The sequence below is a fragment of the Halobacillus sp. BBL2006 genome, assembly GCF_000786645.1.
Taxonomy (GTDB): domain Bacteria; phylum Bacillota; class Bacilli; order Bacillales; family Halobacillaceae; genus Halobacillus.
The window spans coordinates 1-10400 of record NZ_JRNX01000181.1 but is presented as its reverse complement, the minus strand read 5'-3'; the positions used below and the strand labels follow the sequence as shown (position 1 = coordinate 10400).

Here is a 10400-nt window from a genome sequence, read left to right as displayed (position 1 = left end):
CGGCGGGGTTATTCGGAGGCTACCGAATTGGAATTGGGGCAGGGCTAATTGCCGGATTGCACCGTTTCTCGCTCGGCGGCTTCACTGGATTCGCATGCGGAATATCAGCTGTCGTGGCCGGTGCCCTTGCAGGATTTTTCCATAAAAAAGATAAACCGCTCAAGCTTAAGACAGCCTTATTGATTGGCGGCCTTGCTGAAACGGTGCAGATGGGCATTATTTTGGCCGTTTCCAAACCATTCATGAGAGCATGGGAGCTTGTACAGGAAATCGGAATACCAATGATCCTGGCAAATGGGGTAGGATCTGCGCTTTTCTTGCTCATTATAAGGAACGTGTTGAATGAAGAAGAAAAAGCAGGTGCTTTTCAAGCCCAAAAAGCATTGCGTCTCGCTGAGTCTACGGTCGCCTATTTGAGAAAAGGACTGACGAAGGACTCGGCTCAAAAAGCATGCCAGATCATTTATGAAGAAGTCGATGTCAGTGCCATTTCGATGACAGATAAAGAAAGGATTCTTGCACATGTTGGTCAGGCGGATGATCATCACAAAGCCGGGGAGGCCATTCAAACCCATGCCACAAGGGAAGTGATTCAGCAAGGGAAAATGATTGTCGCTAAGCATCATGACATTAATTGCAATCACCCGAATTGTCCCCTCGGAGCGGCAGTGATCGCCCCGCTGAAACGCCGTCAAGAAGTGGTTGGAACGCTCAAATTCTATGTGCGTTCCGAAAAAGAAGTCTCCAATGTACTTCTTGAGTTGATCCAGGGTCTGAGTGCTCTTCTCGGCCAGCAACTCGAAATTGCTGAAGCAGAAAAAGCCCAGGATCTTGCCAGGGAAGCAGAGGTCAAAGCTCTCCAAGCTCAAGTGAATCCTCACTTTCTCTTTAATTCGTTAAACGTCATTGTGTCTCTGACAAGGACAGAGCCCGATCGTGCCCGTTCCCTGTTGATCGCTTTATCAAAGTTCTTCCGTCAAAACTTAGGGGCAACAACGAAAACATGGACCACCCTCGACGAAGAATTGAAACACGTCAAAGCCTACCTGCTTATCGAAGAAACTCGCTTTGTCGACAAGCTGAAGGTGAATTATGAAATTGAACAATCTGCCCTTTCAGTGGAAATAGCGCCTTTGACGCTGCAGCCTCTTGTAGAGAATTGCATAAAACATGGCATCAAAGACCAGGAAGGGGACTGCGAAATTACCATCCGAATTCAGGATCTTCACGAAGGTGTCAAAATCATTATAAAAGACAACGGAAGCGGCATCTCTCCTGAACGATTACAAGCGCTTGGAGAAAATGAGGTAGACTCAGAAAAGGGGACAGGCCTCGGTCTTTTTAATGTCAATAAACGTTTAGAGTATATGCATGGAGAAGGCTCCAAGCTACACATTGAGAGTGAGATTGGTCAAGGGACGACAATTTCCTTTCTCATCCCTCATAAAAGAGAGGAGGTATCCGCATGAAAAGATCCATTAAAGCGCTAGTGGTGGATGATGAGCGCTTTAGCAGGGAAGAACTGATTTATTTGCTGAAGCCCTATCCGTCCATTGAAATTGTTGGAGAGGCTGAATCTGGTGATGCAGCTATTATGAAAGCCATCCAGCTGCAGCCTGACGTCATATTTTTGGATGTAGAAATGCCGAAGATGAACGGTATGGATGTGGCTAAATCTGTTCAAGAATTAAAAAAAGTGCCGGCCATCGTATTTGCCACAGCTTTTCCAGATTTTGCTGTCGAAGCTTTCCGTCATGAGGCTGTCGATTATTTATTGAAGCCGTATGATGAAGAACAGCTAGGAGATGCCATTGCAAGACTTGAGAAAAAATTACAGCCAAAGACGCCGGAACCTTCCTCCACCACGAGACCTTCGAAACTAGCTGTAGAGGGAGATGAAGAAATCCATTACCTTGACCCTTCAGATATTATCTATGTATATCGTGAAGATCGTGTAACCAAAATTGTGGGGAAAAATCACGTTTATGAAACTAAATGGGCCTTGAAGGAAGTTGAAGAGCGCCTGAAAGGATTTCCTTTTTTTCGAATTCATAAAAGTTACCTCGTGAACTTAGATTATGTGGACCGGCTGACTCCCTGGTTTAATGGAGCCTATCAACTGGAGCTTAAAGGGAAAGAAGATAGGCTCTCTGTCAGCCGGAACTACGTCAAAGATTTAAGAAAACAGCTTGAACTGTAAAAACCGACCTTTTTTGAGGGCGGTTTTTTTACATGTTAAACATAGAATTCGACATGTTAGACATAAAATCGTCACATGTAAGCGTTATCTTGATATGATCCATGTAAGCGATTACAAAGAATCGAAGGAGGAAGCTATTGTGATTACGTTTCTTGTAAGTATTGCACTTTTAGTAGTTGGTTATTTTACGTACGGTAAATATGTTGAAAAAACGTTTGGCGTCAATACTGATCGAAAAACTCCGGCATACACGCATAGTGATGGCGTGGATTACTTGCCAATGGGTCAAAAGAAAAATGCTCTTATACAATTGTTAAATATTGCAGGGGTAGGTCCGATTTTCGGCCCAATTCTAGGTGCCCTTTATGGACCTGTCGCCTTTTTGTGGATCGTACTTGGAGCTATTTTTGCAGGGGCTGTCCACGATTATTTAACCGGGATGATCTCAATCCGTAACCGCGGAGCTCACTTGCCTGAACTTGCAGGTAAGTTTTTAGGAAAAGTCATGAAACACGTAGTGAACGCATTTGCGATTCTATTACTTGTACTGGTAGGAACCGTATTTGTAACGGCACCAGCAGATCTGCTTCACAACATGACAAGCAGCTGGTTGAGCTTGCCGATTATTCTTGCAGCTATTTTCGCTTATTATTTACTCGCTACAATGCTGCCGATTGATAAAATCATCGGTCGTTTCTATCCAATTTTTGGAGCGCTTTTGTTAATCAGTGCAATTGGGGTAGGGGCTTCTCTAGTTTTTACAGGTGCACCTATTCCGGAACTTTCCTTTACAAACATGCACCCGGATAACGCGCCAATCTTCCCACTCTTATTCTTAACGATTTCTTGTGGGGCACTTTCGGGATTCCATGCTACCCAAACTCCGATTATTTCTAGAACGACTCAACAAGAAAAGCAAGGTCGTCGTATCTTCTACGGCATGATGATTGCAGAAGGGATCATCGCTATGATTTGGGCGGCTGCTGCTATGAGCTTGTTCAATGGATCTGGAGGATTGAATGAAATTCTTGCGAGTGGTGGACCAGCTGCAGTTGTAAGCGAAGTTTCAACATCTATGCTTGGAGCTATCGGAGGTACGCTTGCAGTTCTTGGAGTCATCGTTCTACCGATTACTTCTGGTGATACGGCTTTCCGTAGTGCTCGAATGATCATTGCAGATTACTTGAATGTTTCTCAAAAGAAAGTGGCAAGCCGTATCTGGATAGCTGTTCCAATGTTTGTGATTTCCTTTGTTCTCACAAAAATTGATTTCACCCTACTTTGGAGATACTTCTCCTGGGCGAACCAGTCTACAGCTGTGATTGCCCTATGGGTAGGAGCCATGTACTTGTTCTTATCCAGAAAGAATTATTTTATTGCTGCTATTCCTGCAACGTTCATGACGATGGCGACGTTCTCTTATATTCTTAACGCACCGATTGGATTCGGATTGCCGTTGAATGTGTCGTACATCGTTGCAGCGATCATTACGGTTGCAATTGTAACAGCTTTCTTCATCGCTGCTCGCCGTGGCTTAGACAAGAATATTCCTCTTGAAGAAGAGCTGAAACCGACAGCCTGATGGGGTGCTGCAGTCCGAATTATCACGAAGAAGTAAAACAAAAAGAAGAGGAGATCAATCAAGCGGAAAAAGAGAGTATCCCGTTCTGGATGAAAGTCATCAGTATCTTGATCGTCCTTGGATCGCTCGGCTATTACTGGTTATGAACCAATCATCCATCAGTACCTTCTGGTGGATGATTTTTTATTTACAGATGAATAGTCGCTTTTACACTTAATTTATCCGGTTGCAACTCCTAGCCCCTCGAGGTCTTAAGCCACTTACCTCCATGAAGAAAGGAGCATCATGGTGGTAAGTGTCTTAAGCTTGTCGGGTCTGTAAAGTCGCTTCCACACTTAATTATTGAATAGCTCATGGAAAAGCAGGGTATGGGTAATATAGGAAAGGAGAGATAGCGTGGAACATACGATTCAAGAAGAACGTGGTCGATTTTATATAGGAGAGCAATCATCTCCAGTCGCATTTTTAGCATTCGATGAGGAGGGGGATACGATGATAATCACGAGTACAGTTGTGGAACCTTCCGCACGGAATCAGGGGCTGGCGACAGAGCTCGTTGATCATGCAGTGAATTATGCAAGGAAAAATAAATTGCAGATTGATCCTGAGTGTCCTTTTGCGCGTGATGTCATCAAAGATACCCCAGAATATCATGTGGTGTGGAAAAAGTAAGAACTATGTAGAGGAAGTGGTTTTGTGGCGGTCATTCGTGAGCCTCAGGAAAAAGATTTAATGCACTTCACTCGTTATGCGATCGAATTTTTTCATCATGCCTATAAAGAACAGACATCCGATCTTTCATTAGATGAGCGCCTTTTAGAACGAAAATACTGGGCAGCTGACCGTTTTATAGCGAATCGGAATGATGAAAAATTACTGGTTGCTGAGGTCGAAGACAAAGTTGTTGGCTATATATGGGGAACCATCCATGAGCATACTGATGGAAGTTCCTATGGACTTGTGGAAGAACTGTTTGTGGATGAATTTTATCGACGTGAAGGTATTGGAACCGAACTTTGCCGCCAGTTAATCGAATGGATGAACAAGAGGGAACTGACGAGTATACAAATGCACTTTGCTTCTGGTCATCCCAGGACAGCGGCAGCATTCATTGAATCAGTGGGCTTCACTTCTGTAAGCGCGCTGTATAAATTTACGAAAAAATAACAGGTTCATAGTTTCTTCCCCTCATGAATAAGGAATATGTATATCAATGTGTGTGGAGGAGGAATCAGTTTGAAAAGAGCAATGGTGATTGTTAACCCTTCATCGGGGAAAGAAGAAGCTTTAGATTATGTAGATGAAATACAATCTATTTTGGAAGATAAAGAGTATAAAGTCGAAATAGCACAAACGGAAAAGGAATTGGATGCAACAAAGTTTTGCCAGGATGCTTGTACTAATGAATTCGACCTTGTCGTGTCCCTTGGGGGAGACGGAACCCTTAATGAAACGATCAACGGAATGGTGGATCAGTCCCACCGTCCTAAGCTCGGAATTATCCCGCTAGGTACAGTCAATGATTTTGCAAGAGCACTGCAGATTCCACTGGAACCTAAAGAAGCGATTCAATCCCTACGCTCTGACCGTAGCAAAAAAGTAGACATTGGCAAGTTCAATGATCGCTACTTTGTAAACATCGTCGCTATCGGCTCCATCGCAGAAGCGACCTATGAAGTGACACCAGAACAAAAAACAAAATTCGGTCCACTGGCCTACGTTATGGAAGGATTCAAGACGTTATCCTCTAAAGAAGGTTATCCTTTACGTCTAGAGTATGGGGAGGGGCAGTCTTGGGAAGGTGAATGCTTTTTGTTCTTAGCAGCCCTTACGAACTCAACGGGAGGAATAGAAAGGCTATCTCCACAGGCGGAAGTGAATGATGGTCTGCTGCACTGTTACATTATAAAAAATGTCAGTATGATTCGCTTAGCTTCCATAGTGACCGCCATTATGAAAGGGAAGTTAAAGAATCAGGAGGATGTTGAGTATTTTACAGCGCAACATTTAGACATCTATTCAGAAAATGAACTCGTCACCAATGTAGATGGAGAAGAGGGAGATCCGCTCCCTGTATCGATAGATGTAAAGCCTTCCCATATTAATGTCGTTGTTGAATAAATAAAAAGCTGTCTCACGATCGGTCTGTTTACAGACCATCGAAGACAGCTTTTTTGCTAATTTTTGAAGAAGCTGAAGAGAGAAAGGAATATGATGACAAATGAGAATAAGGCCATGGCTATTGCTCCGACATAAAAGAATAAATCTTCGAAGAAACCTGTGACTGCTGCATCAGCTGATAAACCAATTAAGAAGTAACTCGCCACCACTGCCGCTAAATACAAGAATACATTCTTATCAAGATTGAAGTTCATTTCTTCATCCCTCCTTTACGAACAATATATGCTCATACAACTCCGATATTTACCTTATGAACAAAAAAATTTGTTGCTACAGGAGGGACTTAGATGGACAAGCTAGATTTATAGAGTGAATAGTCGAATAAAAAAAACCCTTTTTGATAAACAAAAAGGGGTATGGCAGCGTACCTTCGATTGAGGGAGACCTACCATGAAATCTACAGGTCTATTTTTCCTGGCGGGGAAAAATAGATTAGGGTGATTCGACGTAAGAGACAAAAGAGAGTACCAAAGCGTCACAATTTAGACCAGAATTTCCTGAATCCATTCCACCCCATAAACATTTAAACGGTTTATTGGCGTGAAATAGATCGTAATCTCTTTTGATAACTATATTGTATCATTATATGACCGTCTTCTGCTTTGGGAAAAAGTCGGTCCGAAGTTGTAAATGAATGCTAGTTTGGAGTGTGTTTTTTCGCAACTTTTTACTTCATTTGGTAAAGGTGGATGAACATTTCCTAATTGCGTTGTCTATGCTTACTGAATAGGGTAAAATTATGTCATAAACAAGCTAGTGAGGTGGATCGATGGAAATCAATCAATGGCAATACATGATCCAAATGCAGGCAATGTCGATGCTTCAAGGAAATTCTGGGGAATCATACTCAAGCAGTTTAAGAGATTTGACTTTTCAGAGCATGTTGAACGCTTATATATCACAGCAGCCTCAGTCAATAATGAAGCCAAAATCTCAATCGAACATGACGAGCATGAATGCGTTTCAACCTCAACTGATACATATTAAGCAATTGAATGAGAGTACTGCTCCTAAAGTTTCAAGTGGGGATCAGAATATAGAACGGATTATTCAAAAAGCTTCTGTGAAATATGGAGTAAGTGAACAATTGATTCGTTCTGTTGTAAAAGCTGAATCTAACTTTGACTCTAGTATCGTTAGCCATGCGGGAGCGCAGGGATTGATGCAGCTCATGCCAGCAACCGCACGCGGTCTGGGCGTAACGGATCCATTTGATCCGGAACAGAACGTCATGGGAGGAACTAAATATTTAAAACAAATGCTCGACCGTTATAACGGAAACTCTCAACTAGCAGTTGCCGCCTATAATGCAGGGCCGGGCAATGTGGATAAATATGGGGGAGTTCCACCGTTCCAAGAAACTCAGAACTATGTAACGAAAGTACTTAAACATGTATAGAAAAAGCTTGCCACTAATGGCAAGCTTTTTTACTTATCAGATTCGATTTCTTGGCTCATCTGCATATATTGATTGAACACTTTCGTCATTTCTTGCAGACGATTACGAACATCCTCATCAATAAGTTCCCCCTGAGTGGAGAAGTGATTGGTATGGGTATACACATAGTTCGGGGTGACCATGCATCGGAAATAATTCAAAATCGGTTTTAATTGGTTTTCTATAACTAAATGGTGTTGAAGCGTACCGCCGTTAGCTACGATTGAAACAGGCTTATAGCGCATAGCTAGTGGAGAAACCGCATCAAATACATTCTTCAATGTTCCTGGAATTGATCCTTGGAAAATAGGAGTGGCGATAACATAGGCATCAGCATCTTCCAATTCCTTAATCAGCTGCTGCATATCTTCATTATACTGGTCTGTCGGACGTCCATCCACGAATTGAAGCTCGTAATTTTCCAGATCGATGATTTTTGTTTCATATTTATGTGGAAGCTCTTCAATATATTTATCGATTTCTTCGAGCAGGGTTCTAGTCTTATTGCCGACAATCGTTCCATTTAATAGTAAAATCTTCATGTTCCGTGTCTCCCCTTTTTCTCCTCAATCTTTATCATTATGTAGAATAAATTTAGTATTTGTCCGTAGCAGGAAGTCTAAACAGGCGCTTCCGCTTTTCATATCTAGTTGCAACGCCTAGACCCTCGAGATCATAAGACAACCACCTGATCACTCCACAGCGGGTCTTATGCTTGTCGGGGCTGCCAAGGCGCTTTCGCTTTTCTTTTTATGTTAAAGCATACGTTTTAATTAAGCAATTGTGACAGTAAGGGTATTGGAAGTGGGGAAAGGGTATATATATGAAGAGATTTTTTGAAAGGATGAAGATGTGTGCTGCGTTTATGGCGAAGGGTTAAATTTGTATTCAATATTAGAAAATCTATTCCTTTTATGATTCGATTTTTTCAATCAAAAGAGGTCAGTAACCAGAAAAAGTGGATGTCTATCCTCTTTTTGTTTGCCTACATTTTGTTCCCGTGGGATATTATTCCTGATTTCCTTCTTTTCTTCGGAATCGTCGATGATGTAGCCATCTTTACGTATATTATGCAATTGATGGTGAAAATGGCTCCTGAATCATTGAAAGAAGAATACCGGTTAGAGGAAGAGTAGGAAGGTTTAATGAATGACTAGAAGAGGTAAGATAATGTTGTGAATGATTATAAATCAATTCTAAGGAGTGATGATATTGAGTAACGTAATGTTTACTTCATCTGCAACTGCACAAGGCGGCCGTAATGGTCATGTAAAATCAGAAGATGGTTTGATCGACCTGAATCTAGTCATGCCTGGTGAGAGTGATGAAAAAGGCTCCAACCCAGAACAACTATTCGCAGCTACTTATTCAGCTTGCTATGACGGCGCGTTGAACCTTGTAGCAAGTAAAAAGAAAAAAGATATCGAATCAGAGATCACTGCTGACGTCAGCCTGCTTAAAGACGAGGCAGATAATGGCTTTAAAATAGGCGTTGTGCTTAATGTGAAAGTGAAGGGTGTTTCTCAGGAAGAAGCGGAAGAGCTTGCAAAAGAAGCACACAAAGTTTGCCCTTATTCTAAAGCTACACGCGGCAACATTGATGTAGAGCTTAAACCTCAAGCTGTATAATATAAGAAAAGCAGAAGCCTCCGGAAATCCTCCGGAGGTTTTTTATTTGGACTGATGAGCTTCCGCCATCCTTCAGATAAAGAAGCAACAATGCTGTGAATTTAGGGAATAATACTTATATCAAAAAAGCTTTTTCACTTCAGGTACCGCCTTGAAATGTGGTATTTTAGAAACGAAGGAGAGAACAATTATGAAGATTACTGATCAAGCTCGGGACTTGTTGAATCCAATACTAGAAGAGGAAGACGCAGGCTGTTTGCGCCTGTTTTTTGCCGGATATGGCTGTGGCGAGCCAGACATTGGTATGACGATAGGTGAGCCGGAGGCAGATGACGACCTACATCACATCAACTCTATCCCAGTAGCGATTGACCGCCGAATCATTCATTTGACTGAATCCCTGACGATTGAAGGAAAACAGACGATGGAAGGACCGAAATTCCAAATGCTCGGCCTCCCTGAGAAAGATTGCTAAGATAAAAGCCCGCACTCTTTGTGGGCTATTTTTTACGTAGGAGAAGTATGTTTAGTAGAAAGGACTCGAAGTATCATGTTGGCACCAGGACACCAAGTCGTTGGATTTACCTTTGGAGTGGGGGCTCTGACCTTACTCCCGCAGTTAGAGATTACATATGACCGACCATTTCAGACTGTACTATTTTTTGTTTTTGTCATCTTCGGATCGTTACTTCCTGATATTGACACCCCCACCTCAAGATTGGGAAGGAAGTTTTGGAGAGGGTTGATGATATTATTTTCCGTGGCTCTCCTGTGCTACTTATTCGTACCACAATATTTGGACATGTACAGGAACCAATTGAAAGTATTCGTCATGCTTCTTCTTCCGGTATTGATTATGATTCGCAGTCATCGAAAAATGACTCACTCTTTACTTTTCGTTCTCTTGTTAGTGTTTTATAGCCTAATAATAGAGAAGTTGTTCTATATCCCTTGGTTTTATTTGAGTGGACTTATTATAGGTGTGATTTCTCATCTGTTTGCCGATTACATAACGAAAAAAGGTATTCCGCTTGTCTATCCAATTTCTAAGAAGCATGTCCAGTTTTTATTTACCTTTAGGACGGGCTCACACATTGAAAGAATGATTGTGTACAGTCTGGTCATATGGAATGTCTGGTTTCTTACCTCAACGATTTTTTAATAGAGTCTTCTGTCTTTTGCAGGGCAGGAGTCTTTTATTTTTATAGGTTAATCTTTGTTTAATCCTAGAGATCTACTAGTAGAAAGTTCAATTAGTTATTTCATTAAAGCTCCCTATTCCAGAAGACTTAGTTTCGAGACTTTTATGGTGACGAATGGTGGTCTGGAAACCGGTCGCTTTCCGCGGGGAAGACGGCAAGCCTCCTCTA

The 10400-nt window shown here is 42.0% G+C and carries 14 protein-coding genes; 12 read left to right on the top strand and 2 right to left on the bottom strand.

Annotated features, from left to right (window positions below; all coding sequences use genetic code 11):
• The 7 genes from LD39_RS06510 to LD39_RS06485 all read left to right on the top strand — a co-directional run.
• Positions 1-1469 (top strand): LytS/YhcK type 5TM receptor domain-containing protein (locus LD39_RS06510; protein WP_035544206.1); only part of this gene is annotated, 1469 nt, incomplete at its 5' end.
• Positions 1466-2200 (top strand): LytTR family DNA-binding domain-containing protein, encoded by a 735-nt coding sequence (locus LD39_RS06505; protein ID WP_035544203.1) that lies wholly within the window; start codon positions 1466-1468, stop codon positions 2198-2200. The genes LD39_RS06510 and LD39_RS06505, both read left to right, overlap by 4 nt.
• A gap of 139 nt (positions 2201-2339) precedes the next feature.
• Positions 2340-3782, top strand: a complete 1443-nt coding sequence (locus LD39_RS06500; RefSeq protein WP_035544200.1) for a carbon starvation protein A — start codon at positions 2340-2342, stop codon at positions 3780-3782.
• Positions 3782-3928: a hypothetical protein gene (locus LD39_RS22530; protein WP_156112579.1), complete on the top strand. Its 147-nt coding sequence runs from the start codon at positions 3782-3784 to the stop codon at positions 3926-3928. Before LD39_RS06500 ends, LD39_RS22530 begins: the two co-directional genes overlap by 1 nt.
• 250 nt (positions 3929-4178) lie before the next feature.
• Complete coding sequence (locus LD39_RS06495; RefSeq protein WP_035544199.1) at positions 4179-4454, top strand: GNAT family N-acetyltransferase; 276 nt, start codon at positions 4179-4181, stop codon at positions 4452-4454.
• 24 nt (positions 4455-4478) lie between these two features.
• Positions 4479-4949 carry a GNAT family N-acetyltransferase gene (locus tag LD39_RS06490; protein WP_035544197.1) on the top strand — a complete coding sequence of 157 codons (471 nt, stop codon included), beginning with the start codon at positions 4479-4481 and terminating at the stop codon, positions 4947-4949.
• Positions 4950-5018: 69 nt separating this feature from the next.
• Positions 5019-5903 (top strand): diacylglycerol kinase family protein, encoded by an 885-nt coding sequence (locus LD39_RS06485; RefSeq protein WP_035544195.1) that lies wholly within the window; start codon positions 5019-5021, stop codon positions 5901-5903.
• A 56-nt stretch (positions 5904-5959) separates the two neighbouring features.
• Here LD39_RS06485 and LD39_RS06480 read toward each other — a convergent pair whose 3' ends face one another.
• Entirely contained in the window at positions 5960-6157 is a 198-nt protein-coding gene (locus LD39_RS06480; RefSeq protein ID WP_035544193.1) for a hypothetical protein, read from the bottom strand.
• A 575-nt stretch (positions 6158-6732) separates the two neighbouring features.
• Between LD39_RS06480 and LD39_RS23830 the strand changes: the two genes are divergently transcribed.
• Positions 6733-7362 carry a lytic transglycosylase domain-containing protein gene (locus LD39_RS23830; RefSeq protein ID WP_052158754.1) on the top strand — a complete coding sequence of 210 codons (630 nt, stop codon included), beginning with the start codon at positions 6733-6735 and terminating at the stop codon, positions 7360-7362.
• A 29-nt stretch (positions 7363-7391) separates the two neighbouring features.
• Here LD39_RS23830 and LD39_RS06470 read toward each other — a convergent pair whose 3' ends face one another.
• Positions 7392-7943, bottom strand: a complete 552-nt coding sequence (locus tag LD39_RS06470) for an NADPH-dependent FMN reductase (RefSeq protein WP_035544187.1) — start codon at positions 7941-7943, stop codon at positions 7392-7394.
• 312 nt (positions 7944-8255) lie between these two features.
• Between LD39_RS06470 and LD39_RS06465 the strand changes: the two genes are divergently transcribed.
• From LD39_RS06465 to LD39_RS06450, 4 genes are all read left to right on the top strand, one after another.
• The gene (locus LD39_RS06465; protein WP_035544185.1) at positions 8256-8537 is read left to right on the top strand and encodes a YkvA family protein; all 282 of its coding nucleotides are present in this window, start codon (positions 8256-8258) and stop codon (positions 8535-8537) included.
• Between the two features lie 76 nt (positions 8538-8613).
• On the top strand, positions 8614-9030 hold the full coding sequence (locus tag LD39_RS06460) for an organic hydroperoxide resistance protein (RefSeq protein ID WP_035544184.1): 417 nt from the start codon (positions 8614-8616) through the stop codon (positions 9028-9030).
• A gap of 190 nt (positions 9031-9220) precedes the next feature.
• On the top strand, positions 9221-9505 hold the full coding sequence (locus LD39_RS06455) for a hypothetical protein (protein WP_035544182.1): 285 nt from the start codon (positions 9221-9223) through the stop codon (positions 9503-9505).
• Between the two features lie 75 nt (positions 9506-9580).
• Complete coding sequence (locus LD39_RS06450) at positions 9581-10192, top strand: metal-dependent hydrolase (protein ID WP_035544181.1); 612 nt, start codon at positions 9581-9583, stop codon at positions 10190-10192.
• Positions 10193-10400: the final 208 nt, after the last annotated feature.